The 16,002-nt window shown below is 71.2% G+C and carries 21 protein-coding genes and 2 pseudogenes; 15 read left to right on the plus strand and 8 right to left on the minus strand.

The features are described from left to right. Window positions 1-108 precede the first annotated feature (108 nt). From ACIQI7_RS29355 to ACIQI7_RS29370, 4 genes are all read left to right on the plus strand, one after another. On the plus strand, window positions 109-543 hold the full coding sequence (locus ACIQI7_RS29355) for an Hsp20/alpha crystallin family protein (protein WP_401115612.1): 435 nt from the start codon (window positions 109-111) through the stop codon (window positions 541-543). 144 nt (window positions 544-687) lie between these two features. Then, window positions 688-966 (plus strand): STAS domain-containing protein, encoded by a 279-nt coding sequence (locus tag ACIQI7_RS29360; protein WP_401115615.1) that lies wholly within the window; start codon window positions 688-690, stop codon window positions 964-966. A 45-nt stretch (window positions 967-1,011) separates the two neighbouring features. After that, complete coding sequence (locus ACIQI7_RS29365) at window positions 1,012-1,434, plus strand: DUF2267 domain-containing protein (RefSeq protein WP_401115618.1); 423 nt, start codon at window positions 1,012-1,014, stop codon at window positions 1,432-1,434. A 79-nt stretch (window positions 1,435-1,513) separates the two neighbouring features. Then, window positions 1,514-1,915 (plus strand): DUF2267 domain-containing protein, encoded by a 402-nt coding sequence (locus ACIQI7_RS29370; protein ID WP_401115621.1) that lies wholly within the window; start codon window positions 1,514-1,516, stop codon window positions 1,913-1,915. Window positions 1,916-2,197: 282 nt separating this feature from the next. Here ACIQI7_RS29370 and ACIQI7_RS29375 read toward each other — a convergent pair. Together ACIQI7_RS29375 and ACIQI7_RS29380 are read right to left on the minus strand one after the other, a co-directional pair. Continuing rightward, a pseudogene (locus ACIQI7_RS29375) lies at window positions 2,198-2,854 on the minus strand (FAD-dependent oxidoreductase); the annotation flags it as partial. A 35-nt stretch (window positions 2,855-2,889) separates the two neighbouring features. Then, window positions 2,890-4,392, minus strand: a complete 1,503-nt coding sequence (locus tag ACIQI7_RS29380) for a SulP family inorganic anion transporter (protein ID WP_401115624.1) — start codon at window positions 4,390-4,392, stop codon at window positions 2,890-2,892. Window positions 4,393-4,626: 234 nt separating this feature from the next. Here ACIQI7_RS29380 and ACIQI7_RS29385 point away from each other — a divergent pair, with 234 nt between their 5' ends. Continuing rightward, window positions 4,627-5,013 carry a MerR family transcriptional regulator gene (locus ACIQI7_RS29385; RefSeq protein WP_401115685.1) on the plus strand — a complete coding sequence of 129 codons (387 nt, stop codon included), beginning with the start codon at window positions 4,627-4,629 and terminating at the stop codon, window positions 5,011-5,013. Window positions 5,014-5,052: 39 nt separating this feature from the next. Here the strand turns inward: ACIQI7_RS29385 and ACIQI7_RS29390 are convergent, their stop codons facing one another. Beyond that, a complete protein-coding gene (locus ACIQI7_RS29390) occupies window positions 5,053-5,646 on the minus strand; it encodes a PadR family transcriptional regulator (RefSeq protein ID WP_401115627.1) in 594 nt (197 codons plus the stop codon). 166 nt (window positions 5,647-5,812) lie between these two features. Here ACIQI7_RS29390 and ACIQI7_RS29395 point away from each other — a divergent pair, with 166 nt between their 5' ends. The 4 genes from ACIQI7_RS29395 to ligD all read left to right on the plus strand — a co-directional run bounded on the left by ACIQI7_RS29395 (window position 5,813) and on the right by ligD (window position 8,636). Further along, a complete protein-coding gene (locus tag ACIQI7_RS29395) occupies window positions 5,813-6,208 on the plus strand; it encodes a nuclear transport factor 2 family protein (RefSeq protein WP_401115630.1) in 396 nt (131 codons plus the stop codon). Between the two features lie 61 nt (window positions 6,209-6,269). Next, window positions 6,270-6,464: a hypothetical protein gene (locus ACIQI7_RS29400; RefSeq protein WP_401115633.1), complete on the plus strand. Its 195-nt coding sequence runs from the start codon at window positions 6,270-6,272 to the stop codon at window positions 6,462-6,464. Window positions 6,465-7,105: 641 nt separating this feature from the next. Beyond that, window positions 7,106-7,714 carry a DNA polymerase ligase N-terminal domain-containing protein gene (locus ACIQI7_RS29405; protein ID WP_401115636.1) on the plus strand — a complete coding sequence of 203 codons (609 nt, stop codon included), beginning with the start codon at window positions 7,106-7,108 and terminating at the stop codon, window positions 7,712-7,714. A 19-nt stretch (window positions 7,715-7,733) separates the two neighbouring features. Next, window positions 7,734-8,636 (plus strand): non-homologous end-joining DNA ligase, encoded by a 903-nt coding sequence (gene ligD / locus ACIQI7_RS29410; RefSeq protein WP_401115639.1) that lies wholly within the window; start codon window positions 7,734-7,736, stop codon window positions 8,634-8,636. Between the two features lie 127 nt (window positions 8,637-8,763). Here the strand turns inward: ligD and ACIQI7_RS29415 are convergent, their stop codons facing one another. Then, the gene (locus tag ACIQI7_RS29415) at window positions 8,764-9,183 is read right to left on the minus strand and encodes a hypothetical protein (protein WP_401115642.1); all 420 of its coding nucleotides are present in this window, start codon (window positions 9,181-9,183) and stop codon (window positions 8,764-8,766) included. Between the two features lie 244 nt (window positions 9,184-9,427). Between ACIQI7_RS29415 and ACIQI7_RS29420 the strand changes: the two genes are divergently transcribed. Next, window positions 9,428-10,102: a transglycosylase family protein gene (locus ACIQI7_RS29420; RefSeq protein WP_401115645.1), complete on the plus strand. Its 675-nt coding sequence runs from the start codon at window positions 9,428-9,430 to the stop codon at window positions 10,100-10,102. Here ACIQI7_RS29420 and ACIQI7_RS29425 read toward each other — a convergent pair. Then, window positions 10,070-10,396 carry an SNARE domain-containing protein gene (locus ACIQI7_RS29425; protein ID WP_401115648.1) on the minus strand — a complete coding sequence of 109 codons (327 nt, stop codon included), beginning with the start codon at window positions 10,394-10,396 and terminating at the stop codon, window positions 10,070-10,072. The two genes, ACIQI7_RS29420 and ACIQI7_RS29425, sit on opposite strands and share 33 nt — an antisense overlap. 88 nt (window positions 10,397-10,484) lie before the next feature. Between ACIQI7_RS29425 and ACIQI7_RS29430 the strand changes: the two genes are divergently transcribed. Genes ACIQI7_RS29430 through ACIQI7_RS29440 form a run of 3 tightly spaced genes read left to right on the plus strand, consistent with a single transcriptional unit; the run spans window position 10,485 to window position 12,662 of the window. Further along, window positions 10,485-10,811 (plus strand): hypothetical protein, encoded by a 327-nt coding sequence (locus ACIQI7_RS29430; RefSeq protein ID WP_387755556.1) that lies wholly within the window; start codon window positions 10,485-10,487, stop codon window positions 10,809-10,811. Continuing rightward, the gene (locus tag ACIQI7_RS29435; protein ID WP_401115652.1) at window positions 10,811-12,154 is read left to right on the plus strand and encodes a putative T7SS-secreted protein; all 1,344 of its coding nucleotides are present in this window, start codon (window positions 10,811-10,813) and stop codon (window positions 12,152-12,154) included. Before ACIQI7_RS29430 ends, ACIQI7_RS29435 begins: the two co-directional genes overlap by 1 nt. A gap of 19 nt (window positions 12,155-12,173) precedes the next feature. Then, a complete protein-coding gene (locus ACIQI7_RS29440) occupies window positions 12,174-12,662 on the plus strand; it encodes a SitI3 family protein (RefSeq protein ID WP_401115655.1) in 489 nt (162 codons plus the stop codon). A gap of 298 nt (window positions 12,663-12,960) precedes the next feature. On the opposite strand, the pseudogene ACIQI7_RS29445 reads toward ACIQI7_RS29440, so the two are convergent. Further along, window positions 12,961-13,128 (minus strand): annotated as a pseudogene (locus ACIQI7_RS29445) (pirin family protein); the annotation flags it as partial. 95 nt (window positions 13,129-13,223) lie between these two features. Here ACIQI7_RS29445 and ACIQI7_RS29450 point away from each other — a divergent pair. Next, window positions 13,224-14,378, plus strand: a complete 1,155-nt coding sequence (locus tag ACIQI7_RS29450; protein WP_401115658.1) for a tyrosine-type recombinase/integrase — start codon at window positions 13,224-13,226, stop codon at window positions 14,376-14,378. Window positions 14,379-14,435: 57 nt separating this feature from the next. Here the strand turns inward: ACIQI7_RS29450 and ACIQI7_RS29455 are convergent, their stop codons facing one another. Further along, complete coding sequence (locus ACIQI7_RS29455; protein WP_401115661.1) at window positions 14,436-14,627, minus strand: helix-turn-helix domain-containing protein; 192 nt, start codon at window positions 14,625-14,627, stop codon at window positions 14,436-14,438. 283 nt (window positions 14,628-14,910) lie between these two features. On the opposite strand from ACIQI7_RS29455, the gene ACIQI7_RS29460 reads away from it, so the two are divergent. Next, a complete protein-coding gene (locus tag ACIQI7_RS29460) occupies window positions 14,911-15,636 on the plus strand; it encodes a hypothetical protein (RefSeq protein WP_401115664.1) in 726 nt (241 codons plus the stop codon). Window positions 15,637-15,666: 30 nt separating this feature from the next. Here ACIQI7_RS29460 and ACIQI7_RS29465 read toward each other — a convergent pair. Continuing rightward, on the minus strand, window positions 15,667-16,002 hold a 336-nt coding region (locus tag ACIQI7_RS29465), incomplete at its 5' end, for a transposase (RefSeq protein ID WP_401115667.1).

Raw genomic sequence — 16,002 nt, forward strand, 5'->3', positions numbered from 1 at the left:
GTGTCATTCTACGGATGACACGCAGCATTTGTCATCGGATGGATGACGTGCTACAACAAAGACAGGTGAAGCGCACTGGCACCCATCGATCAGTGGAGGTGTTTCGCGATGCTGATGCGCACTGACCCGTTCCGCGAGCTGGACCGGCTGACCCAGCAGTTCCTGAACACGACCGGCACCTGGTCGCGGCCGACCCCGATGCCGCTGGACGCCTACCGGACCGGCGACGAGTACGTGATCTGCTTCGACCTGCCGGGGGTGGACCCGCAGGCGATCGACATCGACGTCGAACGGAACATGCTGACCGTCAAGGCCGAGCGCCGTCCGCGCCAGGAGGGCGAGGGCGTGAAGTGGGAGCTCTCCGAGCGCCCGCTCGGAGTCTTCTCCCGGCAGGTCATGCTCTCCGACACCCTCGACCCGGAAGGGATCACCGCCGACTACGACTCCGGCGTGCTGACCCTGAAGATCCCGGTCGCCGAGAAGGCCAAGCCCCGCAAGATCGCGATCAGCCACAGCGGCGGCCGCAAGCAGATCCAGGCCTGACCCCTCCCCGTGACCGTTCCGTGCCGCCGCTGATCCCCCCGGGCGGCGGCACGGGACACCCTCTTCCCGTACACCCTGGCCCGGCACGCGAGCCGGGTGACCCCCTGGCCCCGCAGCGCGGGCCGACGGACAGCGAGCACTGCGATGGCCACCCCGGTGAACCCGTTCACGGTCCGGGCGTGCGGCGAGATCGACCTCGACACCGGCCCGCGCCTCCACCGTGAGGTGGAACGCGCACTCGCCCGGCACCGGCAGGTGGTACTCGACCTGTCGGAGGTCACCTTCATGGACTGCGCGGGCCTGAACGCCGTGATCCGGGCCCGCGAGCTGGCCGAGCGCCGTGGCCGACGCCTCGTCCTGCGCGGCATCGGCCACCCCGTGGCCCGGCTCCTCAAGCTCACCGGCGTCAGCCTGACCCCGTGAGCCGGCGGCCACCGGCCGGACTCGTCCCGAGGGAAAGCTCGTCCCATGAGAAAGGAGAGCGCTGTGGCGATCCGCTGGGAGGCGTTCTTGGACCAGGTCCGGGAACGCGGCGAGTACGACACGCCTGCCGAAGCCGAACGCTGTGCCCGCGTCATCCTCGCGCTGCTCGGCGCCCACCTGGCCGGTACCGTGCGCGCCCAGCTCGCGGCCCGACTGCCCGAGACCCTCGCCCTGGTCCTGCTCAACCCCCTGCAGGCCGCCGAGCCGCTCACTCCCGAGCGGTTCGTGCGCGCCACCGCGGCCTGGATAGAAGGCGCCACCGAATCCACGGCGCTGTGGGACATCGGTGCCGTCCTGTCCACCGTCGCCGACGCCGCCGGTGACGAGCTCATGGAGCAGGTCCTGCTCCAGCTGCCGCCCGGCTACGACACCCTCTTCGGCCGCCCCGACCTCGGCCGACGTCCCTGATCACCCCGCCCCGCGCCGCCGCGACGTCGCGCCCCGCGAGTCGCGGCGGCGCGGCGACCCGTCCCGGAGGCCACCCGCCATGACCCGGTACCGCCATCTGGTCCAGCAGCTCCGCGTTCTCGGCCGCTACGCCGACGACGGGGAAGCCGAACGCGTCCTCGACACCGTCCTCGGCATCCTCGGCTCGCAGCTCACCGGCGACGAACGGTGCGACCTCGCCGCCGCGCTGCCCGAACGCGCCCGCGCGAAGCTCGTCGCCCAGATCCCCCTCGACCGCCCCGTCACCGCCCCGGCCTTCGTCGAAGCCGTCGCCCACAACCTCAACACCACGCTCGCGAGCGCCCGCTGGCACACCTCCTGCACGCTCACGGCCGTCGCCGACCTCGCCGGCGACCACCTCACCGAGCGCCTCCTCGCCCACCTTCCCCGCGGCTACGCGCTCCTGTTCGGCCGCGCCGACCTCACCCCCGCCGCGGCCTGATCCGTACGGAAGGAACCGAAGGACGGCCGCGCCGGCAGATGGCGTACGTCCAGCCGGCATGCGGCATCCGCTCAGCCGGGCGTCCTGTGGCGCTGTCGGTCCGGGTGAAAGTCACGAGCACGCCGATCATCGGGCTTCCTGTCGATCGAGTGGTGCTGGAGGGAACCTCCCCGCGCACGGCCGGAGATTCCGGTCGTCCTGCCCTGTTCCCAGCTTGTCAGCCGCAGGGGTCGCCCACCACCGCGCTGTTCGGCGAGGGACCCCCGCTGCGGCGTGGGGCGGTCACGCGTCGGCCGGAGCGGTGAAGAAGGCGGTCATCCTCTCCAGGCCGTCGTCGCCGAACATGGTGTCCAGGCTGGCGGCGGACTCGGTGGCGGAGGCCTCGCTGCGCGGGAACAGGGCGTTCTCGTAGGCGGTGAGGGCCGCCTCCGGGTCGCCGGGGTGGGTGGCGACGGCCCGGCCGAGTTCGGCGCCGTCGAGCATGGCGAGGTTGGCGCCCTCCCCGGCGAAGGGGGACATCAGGTGGGCGGCGTCGCCGAGCAGGGTCACGCCGGGGACGCGGTCCCAGCGGTGTCCGACCGGCAGGGCGTGGATACGGAGCGGAGTGATGGTGTCGGCGTCGGCGACAAGGGCCCGCAGGTCCTCGTGCCAGCCCTCGAAGTGGGCCAGGACGGCGGCCTTGGCGGCGTCGCCGTCACCGAAGTCGATGGTGTCCAGCCAGTCCTCGGCGGCCCTGAGCGCGGTGTAGACGTGCAGGCTCCCGTCGGTCTCCCGGTGGGCGAGGAAGCCGCTCCGGCCGCCGAGGCAGAGGAAGAACCCGCCGCCGACGACGGCGGCGCTGCGCGGGTGGCGGGTGTCGGCGTCGAAGAGGTCGGTCTCGACGAAGGAGATGCCGGTGTAGGCGGGGGTGGCGCCCCGGTCGGATGGCATCCGCGACCACCACCACGGCGTGACCTGCCGCCTCCGGAGCTCCGTCAGTGGGCGGCGAGTTCGCCGCTGAGCCTGCCGTGGAGATCGGCGCTGGGGTGGTTGAGGCCGGTGATCTCGACGGTCTTGCCGCGCTGTTCGTACCTGGTGGTGACGGCGTCGAGGGCGGCGACGGAGGAGGTGTCCCAGATGTGGGCGCCGGTGAGGTCGATGACGACCTTGGCGGGGTCGCCCGCGTAGTCGAAGCGACCGACGAGGTCGTTGCTGGAGGCGAAGAAGAGGGCGCCGGTGACCGCGTACACGACCTGGCCGCCGTCGGGGTCGGTGACGGAGGTGACGGAGGCCAGGTGGGCGACGCGCTTGGCGAAGATCACCATGGCGGTGACCGAGCCGACCACGACGCCGACGGCGAGGTTGTGGGTGGCGACCACGCAGGCGACGGTGATCACCATCACGGCGATCTCACCGGTGGGCATCCGCTTGAGGGTCTTCGGCGCGATGGAGTGCCAGTCGAACGTCGCGAAGGAGACCATCACCATCACCGCGACCAGGGCGGCCATCGGGATGTCGGAGACGACCGGGCCGAAGACGATGCACAGCACCATCAGGAACGCACCGGCGAGGAAGGTGGACAGCCGGGTGCGGGCGCCGGAGACCTTCACGTTGATCATGGTCTGGCCGATCATCGCGCAGCCGCCCATGCCGCCGGAGAACCCGGTGACGATGTTGGCGATGCCCTGACCGATGGACTCGCGGGTCTTGTTCGAGCGGGTGTCGGTGATCTCGTCGACGAGCTTGGCGGTCATCAGCGACTCCATCAGTCCGACCAGCGCCATGGCGAGCGCGTAGGGGGCGACGGTGGTGAGGGTGTCCAGGGTGAACGGCACGTCCGGCAGGCCGGGCACGGGCAGGGACGAGGGCAGGGCGCCCTTGTCGCCGACGGTCGGCACCGCGATCCCGGCGGCCACGGTGACGGCGGTGAGGACGGCGATCGACACCAGCGGCGCCGGGACGACGGTGGTGACCTTCGGGAAGAACACCATCAGCGCGAGGCCGGCGGCGATCAGCGGGTAGACCGGCCACGGCACGTGGCTCATCTCTGGGACCTGGGCCAGGAAGACCAGGATCGCGAGGGAGTTGACGAAACCGACCATCACGCTGCGCGGTACGAAGCGCATCAGCCTGGCCACGCCCAGCGCACCGAGGACGATCTGGAAGACGCCGGCGAGGATGACCGCGGCGACCAGGTAGCCGAAGCCGTGCTCGCGGTTCAGCGGTCCGATCACCAGCGCGACGGCCCCGGTGGCGGCGGAGATCATCGCGCGCCGCCCGCCGACGACCGCGATCGTGACCGCCATGGTGAAGGAGGCGAACAGGCCGATGCTGGGGGCGACTCCCGCGATGACCGAGAACGAGATCGCCTCGGGGATCAGCGCGAGCGCCACGACCAGGCCGGCCAGCACCTCCCTGCGCCAGACCCGCGGATCGTTCAGCCAGTCGGGACGGCTTTCGCGCAGGCGTGCGGCAAGGGTGAGCGGGGAGGTCTGCAAGACGGCTGGAACCTGTCGTATCGGGCGCGAGCGGCACGGCGCGCGGGAGGAACGGAGGGGCACGGGGAGGTGCCGTACGGTCGGGCATGCCGACGGGCGCCCACGTGGCCCCGGCAACTCTACCCTGACGTTAGAGTAGGGATGGTGATCGAGACCGGCGCCGCCCGCAGTGGACCGCGGACCCGCGCAGGTGAGAAGGACAGGGAGAGGGCGGACGTGGAACCCGAGCAGCGGATGCAGATCGGCGAGGTCGCTGCCCGCACCGAGCTGTCGCTGCGCACCATCCGGCACTACGAGGAGGCCGGCCTCGTCATCCCCTCCGCCCGTTCCCAGGGCGGCTTCCGCCTCTACACCGAATCCGACGTCGCCCGGCTGATGGTCATCCGCCGGATGAAGCCGCTCGGGTTCACCCTCGACCAGATGCTCGACCTCCTCGACGCCACCGACCGCCTGGACGCACCCGGCCACCTCGACGCGGACGAACGCGAGAAACTCGTCGAGCGGGTCCGGGGCTACGAGCTGGCTGCCCAGGACCGCATCGCCGACCTGCGCGTCCGACTCGCCCGCGCCGAGGACTTCGCGGCCACCCTCCGGGAGCGGATCGACGCGGCCAAGCCCTGACCCCGTGCGGGTGTCCACACCGAGAACCCTGAACAGCTCCTACCGGGTGCGCGCCTGGGCGCGGCGGTCGGCGCCGGTGGCTGACCGCAGGTCGAGGGCGCGCAGGGCGGTCTCGCCCCAGGCGAGGTTCTCCCGTTCGAAGGCCATGCCGCGCAGGAGGGTGAGGTAGGGGCCGATGTGCTCCGCCCCGGCGAGGTGCTGGTCCTCGGTGCGGCCGTCGAGCAGTTTGGCCTGGAGGCGTTCGTAGCGGGCGAGTTTGGCGCGGGCCCAGTCCATCCGTTCGGCGATGGCGGCGCGGACGGCCGCGGCGTCGCCGGCGTCGACGCTCTGGATCTTGACGAGGAGTTCGTCGCGGATGGTGCTGGGCTTGCTGGGGAGTTCGGTGGTGTAGGCGTGGACGGCGGCGAGGCCGGCGTCGGTGAGGGAGAACAGGCGCTTGTTGGGACGCTTCTCCTGCTGGACGACGCGGGCGGCGATCAGTCCGTCGGCCTCCATGCGCTCGAGTTCGCGGTAGAGCTGCTGAGGGGTGGCCATCCAGAAGTTGGCGACCGAGGCGTCGAAGCTCTTCGCCAGGTCGTACCCGGAGGCCTCGCCCTCCAGAAGGGCTGCCATCAGTGCGTTCCGCAGAGCCATGCGGTCAACGTAGCACCTGGTTGTTTAGTCAACAAAGCGATTAATCGCAAGTTGGGAGCGGGCTGATCCGGGCCTCCGTGCGCGGGCTCTGGACACCCCGCGGTGCCCTGCCGCATACTCGCCGACGCACCTAGTCAACTTCATTAGTATAGAGTCGGAGCGTCCCATGCACCCATTCCGCAAGGCCGTCGAGGACCGCGACCACGAGGCCATGGCCGCGCTGCTGGCCGAGAACGTGGTCTTCACCAGCCCGGTCGCCTTCAAGCCGTACCCGGGCAAGGCCATCACGGCGGCGATCCTGCGGGGCGTGATGCGCGTCTTCGAGGACTTCACCTACGTCCGCGAGATCGCCGACCCGGGCGGGCGCGACCACGCGCTCGTGTTCACCGCGACCGTCGATGGGAAGCAGATCCAGGGCTGCGACTTCCTGCACGTCGACGAGGACGGGCTGATCGACGACTTCACGGTGATGGTGCGCCCGCTGTCCGCCGCGCAGGCGCTGGCCGCGGCGATGGGCGCCCAGTTCGAGCGGATCGCGGCCGAGGCGGCGGCCGAGCGGTGAGCGGCCCCGGTACCTACCGGTTCCTGGCCCGTTCGAGCCGCTGCGGCAGATCACGGGCAGCATGCGCGCGATCCTCTACGACGACGCGCCGGCGGCTGCGGGCCTCGCCCGCAGCCGGGCGATGACGGGGCTCGGGCTGGTCTGGGCGCTGGCCTTCGGATTCGGCGCGACCCGTTTCTACGACCGGCGGGGCCTGCACCGCGAGCACCCTCCGGCGGCGGGCGAGACGGCGCTCCGGGCGGTGCCGTCGGCGTGAGATCCGCGGGCCCGCCCGGCGGACAGGCCGGGCGGGCTCCGCCTCGTCCACCGGTAGGGCGTCGGTCCCGGTCGACAGCCGGCCGGTCGGGTCTGACGGTCGACGCCGTGTGGTGCCGGAGGTGTCGCCTCCCGAAGGCCGGGTAGCCGGACCTCCGGAACGTGCCCGTCCGAGTCACGAGGAGCGGTGATCGTGGGAACCCCACCGAACGATCCGGTACCCCCCAGTCCCACACCGGTTCCAGGGCCGGGCCCGGCGCCGGGCCCCTTGCCCGGGCCGGTACCCGCGCCCGGTGGTCCGGATCCGGTTCCGCCCGGGCCGCCTCCGCTGGAACCCGACCCGCCGCCGCCCGCGCCGAGGCCGGAGCCTCACCCGGAGCCCGGGCCGCTGCCCGGGCCGGGGCCCGCTCCCGCGCCGGTCACCTGAGCACCCGGACCCGCTCCGGGGAGCGGGGGAAGAGGCTGCGGGTCGGTGCGGAACTCGCCCTGCCCGCCGCGGAGTTCGAAGACTTCGGCGTCGGCTGCTCGCGGGGGCGGGTGCCCCGCCGGGCTGCGCCGTCCCGGCTCCGCGCCGTCACGCCGAACGTGTCGGACGACCTCGGCGGGGTAGGCGCCGGAGCGGAGCCGGGAGGAGGAAGGGCGATGCCCGGAGCGGACACGCTGGCGGAGTACCGCCGGAAACGGGACTTCCGTAAGACCCGTGAGCCCAGCGGTGAGGGCGGCCCCGGGGCCGGCGGGGAGCCCGCCTTCGTGGTGCAGATCCACGACGCCAGCACCATGCACTTCGACTTCCGGCTGGAGGTCGACGGCGTCCTCAAGTCCTGGTCGATCCCCAAGGGCCCGTCCGGCGACCCGCATGACAAACGCCTGGCCGTGCCCACCGAGGACCACCCCCTGGGGTACCGCGACTTCGAGGGGACCATCGCCGAGGGCGAGTACGGCGCCGGCACCGTGATCATCTGGGACGAGGGCCGCTACCGGAACCGCAGCACGGACAAGCGCGGACACGAGGTCCCGTTCGCCGAGGCGCTCGCCCACGGCCACGCCTCGTTCCGGCTGGACGGCCACAAGCTGCACGGCGACTGGGCACTCACCCGGTTCCGGGAGGGCGACGGGCAACGGGAGGCGTGGCTGCTGGTCCGGCGCGGACACAGCAGCCGAGGTGCCGCCACGACCGACCCCCGACGGGCCCGCTCGGCACGCAGCGGACGGACCCTCAAGCAGGTCGCCGCCGAGGAGGGCGACGGATGACCCGCGAGCGAGGCACGCCATGACCACCACCGGCATCCGCGTGAGCGGCCGGACCGTCGAGATCAAGCGGGCGGAGAAGGAGCTGTTCCCCGGGGACGGCATCACCAAGGCCGATCTCGCCGACTACTACCGCCGGGCCGGCCGGCGCATCCTGCCGCAACTGCGCGGACGCCCGCTGATGCTGGAGCGCCACCCCGACGGCATCGGCGACGGGCGCTTCATGCAGAAGGACACCCCCGACTACTTCCCGGACTGGATCCACCGCGCCGAACTGCCCAAGGAGGGCGGCACCGTCGGCTACCCGGTCTGTGACGACCTCGCCACGCTTCTCTACCTGGTCGACCAGGCGTGCATCACCCCGCACCGCTGGCTGTCGAAGGCCGACCGGCCCGACCACCCCGACCTGCTGGTCCTCGACCTCGATCCTCCCGGTGAGGACTTCGAGTCGGTCCGGTGGGCCGCCGCCCGGCTGCACGAACTGCTCGACGAACTCGACCTGCCCGCCGCCCTGATGACCACCGGCTCGCGCGGGCTGCACGTGCTGGTCCCGCTCGACCACCACGCTCCCTTCGATGACGTCCGCGCCTTCGCCCGCGACCTGGCCGACCTGCTAGCCGACCGGCACCCGGACCAACTCACCACCGCCGCGCGCAAACAGGCCCGCAAGGGCCGTCTCTACCTCGACACCCAGCGCAACGCCTACGGCCAGACCGCCGTCACCCCCTACGCCGTCCGCGCCCTGCCCGGCGCCCCGGTCGCCACCCCGCTGAGCTGGAGCGAACTGGACGACCCCGACCTCACCCCGCAACGCTGGACCATCGCCACCATCGGCGAGCGCCTGGAGGGCGACGACCCCTGGGAGGGGGAGCTGCGCCGCGGCCGGTCGTTGAAGGCGGCCGCCCGGAGGCTGGAGAAGCTCTGAGCCGGGTCGACGGTCCGTACCGCCCGTCCGAGAGGTGACCCGGGTTCATCCGGGAGGGGACCCGGTCGGCGAGAGGGGAGCCTTCGCCGGCCGGACCACCTCTCGCCTTCGCGGCCCGGTCGGGTGGTCAGGTGGCCTGGTCGATGCGGGCGAGCATCGCCGCGAGGCGGCGAACGGCGGCTTCGGCGTCGGCGAGCTCCTCAGTACCGGGCAGGACCGTGCCGAAGGTGCGGCCTTCCGGCGCGTCGAGGGCGCGCCAGTGCAGGACCGGGGTGAGGGCGCTGGCGCACCGGGCGAGGAACCAGGCCAGATTGCCGTGGGTGCGGGCGACGGTCAGGGCGAGGGTGGCGACGGCCTCGCGCAGGGCGGCGAGCCGGTCGATCCGCGGCAGTCGCTGCTGCGCCTCGGCGGGACCGACGGCCTCCCGCAGGGCTTCGGCGGTCTGCGCCGCGAGCGACGAGTCCCTGGCGACGAGCTTCCAGGTGCCGTCTGTGAGCTGGCTCTCCGCTTCGCGGACGACCTCGTTGACTGCCTCGAACGTGCCCATGGCGGGCAGCCTACCGGCGGGCACCTCGCAGGGGGAGTCCGGTCGACCTCGGCACCGCCACCACGCCGGCGGGCGTCATCGCTCTCCTCGGCGCGTCTCCCTCCGCCGGCTGGCATTGGAGTGGCGTCGGGCCGCCGCTCGGAGGAGGAACGGCCCGGCCGGCGGGCGGGCCGTCCTCAGGTGGGACGGATAGCGGACCGGCGCTTCGGTGTCCGGGTCCTTGTCCCCGAGCTGTGGAGCCTCCATGTCCTTCGTGCCCGCGTCCGTGCGCCGTCTGTTTGCCGTCCTCCTGCCCGCCCTCCTCCTCGCCACGGTGTTCGGCGCCCTGGGGGCGCCGCCCGCGGCCGGAGCGCCGGGGGCCGGGAGCACGGGCACGGGCACGGACTGGGACGCGCTGGCACGCTGCGAGAGCGGCGGCCGGTGGAGCGCCAACACGGGGAACGGCTACTACGGGGGCCTGCAGTTCGACGCGGCGACCTGGCGTGCCAACGGCGGGCTCGCCTACGCGCCGCGCGCGGACCGGGCGACGCGGGAACAGCAGATCGCCGTGGCCGAGCACCTCGCCGAGCGGCGGGGCCTGGCGCCGTGGCCGGTGTGCGGTGCCCGGCTGGCCCGGGGCGCCGAGCGCCCCGCCGGCCGTCCCGGGGCCGGTGCCCGCGGCCACCGACCGGTGCAGGCCCGCCCGCACGCCCACGCCGTACCGGCGCGCCCGTCGGCCGCCGGGAGCAGCGGTGGCCGGGACTTCGCCCCGGGTTCGGACGACACCTGGACGGTGGAGGAGGGGGACTCCCTCAGCGCCATCGCCGAGGAGACCGGCTTCCCCGGCGGATGGCCCGCCCTGCACGCCCTCAACCGTGACACGGTCGGCGGCGACGCCGATCTGCTGCTACCGGGCCAGGTGCTCCGACTCGCCTCCTGACCCGCCGCCGGCTGACTGCCCGCGGCCGAACCTGTGGGTGCCCCAGAACGAGAGCTCGGCAGGCTCGGCCGCGTACCGGGCGCCGCCCATCGCGAGGATGAACAGGGGAGGGTCGGCTTCGGGTCGGTCTGCGGACTCGGGGGCCGGCCCCGTGGAGCGGGCCCCCGTTTCGTCGCCGAGTTCGGAGCCGAGGCGGTCGAGGATGACGCCATGCCGGCGGACCTCGGCCATGGTGCGGTCGAGGGCGCCGACGAGGTCGTCGAGGTCCTCGTCGGGAATGTCGGATCGGGTCAATAGGCCTGACCTGCGGCATGGAGAACCGGACACGCCGTCCTGACGTCCATTGATCTGAACGTGATCGAATGGGCATGGGGGAGAGCGGATGGCTGAGGGATTCAAGGTCGATCTCGGCGCGCTGGACAAGGCGGCGTCGGGCATCACCAACACCTTGGCGAAGTTGCAGTTCAAGAAGGTCAGCGACCTCGACCCCAAGAAGGAGGACATCGGCCACGACCATCTGGCCGACGTCCTCGAAAAGTTCTGCACCCGCTGGGAGATCGGTGTGGAGAACCTGGGGAAGGACGCCACCCAGGTGTCCCAGCGCCTCAACGCGAGCGTGAAGGCCTACGCGCAGCTCGAGGGGCAGCTCGCCGGGCACATGCACGGCACCGCCAGCAGCGACCACGGCGAAGACCCGGGGGCGAAGTGATGGCGAAGGAACTCGGAGAGACGTCCGACCCGAAGGACCTCGTCCCGGGTGACCCGGACGCGATCGCGTCGGCCGCCGCCTGGCTGAAGAGCTACGGCGACACCCTGCACTCGACGGGCGAGGGCCTCAAGCGGATCGACACCACCGAGGGATGGTCGGGGAAGGCCGGTGACGCGTTCCGCGACGCGTTCGAGGGCGAGCCGCAGAAGTGGCTGGAGGCGGGCGACTGCTTCCACGCCGCCGCCACCGCCCTCACCACGTACCAGGCGACCCTGGTCTGGGCCCAGGGGCAGGCCTCGGACGCGATCCGGCAGTGGAACGAGGGCCAGGCCGCGAGCGCCAAGGCCAAGTCCGACCACGAGACGGCGGAGAAGAACGCCGGTCACGAACTGCCGTTCACCGATCCCGGCGACAGCACCAGGTCGGCCGCGCAGCACACGCTGAGCAACGCGAGGAGCCAGGTCAAGACCGTGGGCGACACCACGGCCGACACCATCGCCAAGGGTCGTGACAAGGCCCCGGAGGAACCGGGCTGGCTGGACAAGGTCGGTGACTTCCTCTCCGACGCCGGGGACTTCCTCAAGGACGTCGGCACGGTCGCCGTCGAGGACCTGGCCTCCATCGGCAACGCGATGCTCCACGACCCCGGCGCGTCCCTCGAGATCGCGGGCGGTCTCGCCCTCGCGACGCTCGGCGCCGGCGGCGAGGTGCTGGGCGTCGGGCTCGACCTGACGGGCGTCGGCGCCGTCATCGGCGTGCCCGTCAACGTCGCCTCGGCCGGCGTCATCGCCACCGGCCTCGGCATCGCCGGTGTCGGCGCGACCCAGATCGCCCAGGACGCGATGGGGCCCGACCGGGTCCACATGGAGGGCGAGGGGGGCGGCGGCGGGAGCAGCGCGCCGGACATGCGGACCCAGCCCTCCAAGGCCGCCGACCCGAACGCCACGCCCGAGGGCCGCGTCACCAACATCCCCAAGAACGCGGACCCGACCACCGTGCGCGCGTTCACCCGCGAGAACGAGTCGGCCGACATCCTGGCGAAGAACGGCTACAAGGTCGAGCAGAACCCCAACGTGGCCGGTACGACCAAGAACCCCGACTACCGGGTCGAGGGCGAAGTGATGGACTGCTACGCGCCCACCGCGAAGAACCCCCGCTCCATCGCCACCGGGATCCAGAAGAAGGTGGACGAAGGACAGGCGGATCGTATCGTTCTGAACCTGTCCGACAGCGAGGTCGACGTGGCCGCCATGCGCAAGCAGCTGAACGACTGGCCCATTGACGGACTGAAGGAGGTCACCGTGATCGACAAGTCCGGCAACGTGGTCTCCCTCTACCCGTAGAAGAGCAGAAGGACAAGACATGGCAATCTCCTACAGCCTCGAGTTGGTGACCCCGTGGACCACGGCCCAGGTCGCCCAGAAGCTCGCCGACGTCGCCCCGTCGGTGCGGCTCTTCGACACCCCCGCAACCGTTGACGCGCTGGTCGGGGACGGCGCGGTCACGGCGTACGGCACCTGGGTCCGGGTCACCCCGCGCAAGCCCACCCCCTGGGGCGATCCGCAGATCGGCGGCCGCGTCTTCACCCCGACCGTCTCGGTCGCGTTCCGACTGGGCAAGGACACCGACGCCTCCGGCCAGCAGGACGACATGGCCCGCCTGGCCGACGCCCTCCTCGCGCAGGTCCCCGGCGACGCGGTCCTGCACCTCGACTACGAAGACGTCTGGCTGGTTCGCCAGGACGGCGAGCTGAGCCTGAGCGAGCGTTCCGACTTCTGGCCGCCGAACCGCCTCGCCGCCGTATCCGGCCCCTATCGCCGCCAGAGCCACGAATTCGTGGACGAGGAATGAGCCCCCGCCCTCCACGGGCGGCTGAAGCGTGGTGCCCGAGGGCGTGAGCGGACAGGGTGCCATCCGGCCCTGCCTGCTCAACCCCGGTCTCCCGCAACGCGCTTCAGACGCCGACATGCGCGGGCTTCTCGGTCCTGGCCAGGATGCAGGCCGTGGGTGACGGCATCGGCGGAGGGTGTCGGTGAGCGGGTGGCCGGAGGCGGCGAGCCCGGCACGGGCGCTTCGGGCGGGCGGAGGGGGCGCCGGCCCGGGGGTGCGGTGGGCCCGGCCGCCGCACCCCCGATTGGCGAACGCCAGGTCAGCGCGCGTTGCCGCGCGGCTTGAGGGGGGTGCCGGGGAGCTCCGGGGCGGGGAGGCGGTCGCCCGGGTAGCCGTGGACGGCGCCGAAACGGTCGTCGGCGGCCTGCCAGTCGGCCCGGGCCCGGGCGATGTCCTCGTGGGTGCGCCCGATGAAGTTCCACCACATACCACGTGATTTGCGTTTCTTCCCAGGTCAGGGGTGTGGCGGACCATCTGCGGTCAGCAAAACGTCAGCATCGGACGGGATGGAGACCGCAGACGATGGCCCCGAGGACCCTGGCCCGCGGCATGGGCACCTTCTTCAAGACCTGCGAGCACCCGCAGGCGCGGTGGTCGAAGTGCCCGCACACCTACGTGATCCGGTTCCGCAACGCCTCCGGTCGGCAGACCGAGGAGTCCGGCTTCGCTACCCAGGACAAGGCAATCGACCGGCTCACCGAGATCTACCGGGCGAAGCGCGAGAACCCCTGGAGCCAGAGCAAGGCCGAGCGCAATCGCAAGTACGGCGCGATGAACTTCGGCACGTACACCGAGGAGTGGAAGGCCGGCCAGCGCGCGCTCGCCCCGGCGTCGCTGCGGCACCTCGACTCGCTCCTCGAACACCACCTCTACCCGGCGTTCCACAGCCGTCGGATGGCCACCTTCGACCACAAGGTCGTCGACGCCTTCATCCGGACCATGGAGCGCAACGGCGTTGGCCTGGCCACCCAGGCCAACGCCTTCGACAAGCTCAAGTCGATCCTGCTCGACGCCCACCGCCTCGGTCTCTACCCGGAGAACCCGCTCGACGGCGTCACCCCACCCCAGTACGACCCGAAGCGCGCGGTCATCCCTTCGCTCGTGCAGCTCGGCGCGATACGCGAGGCCGGCGACGAGACCTTCAACCTCGTCGCCGAGCTGATGAGCGGCTGCGGTCTCCGCAACGGCGAGGCCCTCGCCGTCAACGTCAACAACATCGTCGCCGACGACGTCTATCGGGTCACCGAGCAGGTCAACCAAACAACGAAGGACTACGCCCCACTCAAGCACCGCAAGGAGGGTGACTACCGGGACGTCCCGCTGCCGACCCGGACCCGGCTGAGCCTGCTCTCGTACGCGGACACCTACGGCACCATCGACGGCTACCTGCTCCGCCATCCGCTGGACATCGCGAAGCCGTACCCGTCCTACTACCTGCAGAACCAGTGGGACCGGATCAAGCGGGCCGGTGACGTCGACATTCCCGAGGGCATGACGCTCTACGGTCTGCGGCACTTCTTCGCGTCGAACTGCCTCAGCCACAACATCCCGATCACCGACGTGGCGGAGTGGATGGGGCACAAGAGCATCGACGTCACGTTCAAGATCTACCGGCACCTGATGCCCGGCTCGATCGGCCACGCCGCCCAGGTCCTCGACCTCGGGCTCGCGGCCTGAAACGTGTGGGGCCCTGTTCGTCGCCGAACAGGGCCCCACACGTGGGGCTGTCCGACATCATCCGCCGGACATCCGCTGCTGCTTCACCCAGGCATTGATCTCGGTGACCTTGAACTGCAGCTTCGCATTGCGCCCGTTCCCGAAGCGGTACGGGACGAGGCCGACCTTGGGCGCCTCGCGGTAGACCCACTGAACGGACATGTTCAGGTGTTCTGCGGTCTGCTTGACGGTCATGAACTGCGAAGACACAGGCCCTCCTTCTGCGCCGACCGGTCGCCAAGGGCGCGACCAGGAGGCCCAAAGGTGCTCCATCAACAGCGCTTTGGGAGCGCTGTGATCTCGTGGTACGTTGCCCTCGCTATGCAGGCCCGGGCTCCAGTGCCGGACCTGACGGCCCCGCCTGGTCGACCATGCGAACGGACCCGTAGTCCGAGCGACACGTCACTGTGCGGACTCTCCTATCCCTATGGTGGCGCTGACGCACGACCGTGCGCGGTGGCTCCGCTCATGAGACGTCTGACAGGACAGAGCAGTGATCAACTCGTTCATCGCACACACGAGCCCGGGGCGAAGCAGGGTCTTCGCCCTCCGCAAGGACCCCCGCGATCACGATCGCCTGGAGGCGGTCACCACGCTCGGAGGCGAAGACCTCCGCCAGACCGACGAGCTTGTTGGCTCCCTCAACAACTATCTGGCGGACCGGGACGACGCTGCGTTGCAGGCAGTGCTGGACGGTCTCCCCAAGGCCGTGCAGATGGCCACGAAGCGGTATCTCAAGGAGAAGTGCCCGCTGGAGATGGGGGCCTTCACGGGATTCGGGCCGATCGAGCTCGTCCGCGAGGCCGTGTACTTCAGCCGGGTCGACGACGAGCTCGAAGACTACCTCGAAGGCGCCTACTCGATCGGCTTGGGCATCCGCATGTCGAACGAGCGCGACAGCGATGGCGATGTCGACTGGGTGATCCAGCTTCGCAACGATGAGGTCTCGGTGCCCGCCAGCGCCGAGCCGCGCTCGTGGGAGCTCCCCGCGGAGGTGGAGCTCTTGGAAACCTGGACGAGCAAGAAACCGCACCCTGGGCTGGGACCCGTTCGTGCTGCCCTCAGGGTGGCAGCCAGCGCCAGCGCCGAGGGCCGCTGGGTGAGGGGCCACACGCTGCTCCACAGCCACCGCGACGTCGACTACGAGGGCAGCGGAACCTCGGAGTTCGTCGTCGACGTCTTCGATGCGCCGATCCCGCAGCGGCACTCCGAAGACTAGGCCGTGTTTCGCAATTGATCTTGTGGCGGGTCATTGCTCCTCGGCTCGCAGCCACAGGATCAGCGAGGCGAGGACGACGCCGGCCCGATAGCGGTTGGCCAGCTTGTCGAACCTGGTGGCCACTGCCCGGAATTGCTTCAGCTTGGCGAAGCACCGCTCGACGACGTTCCGCCGCTTGTAGGCGGTCTTGTCGAAGGCCGGCGGTCGCCCGCCGCGGCTTGCGCGGCGGGCGCGGCCGGCAATCTGGTCCCGGCGTTCGGGGATGGTCGCTTTGATCCGTCGGCGCCGCAGCAGGTGGCGGATCTTCCGGGAGGAGTAGGCCTTGTCGGCCACGACCCGGTCGGGTCTGGTCCTTGGCCGCCCGCT

It is taken from the genome of Kitasatospora sp. NPDC092039 (assembly GCF_044756065.1).
GTDB lineage: Bacteria > Actinomycetota > Actinomycetes > Streptomycetales > Streptomycetaceae > Kitasatospora.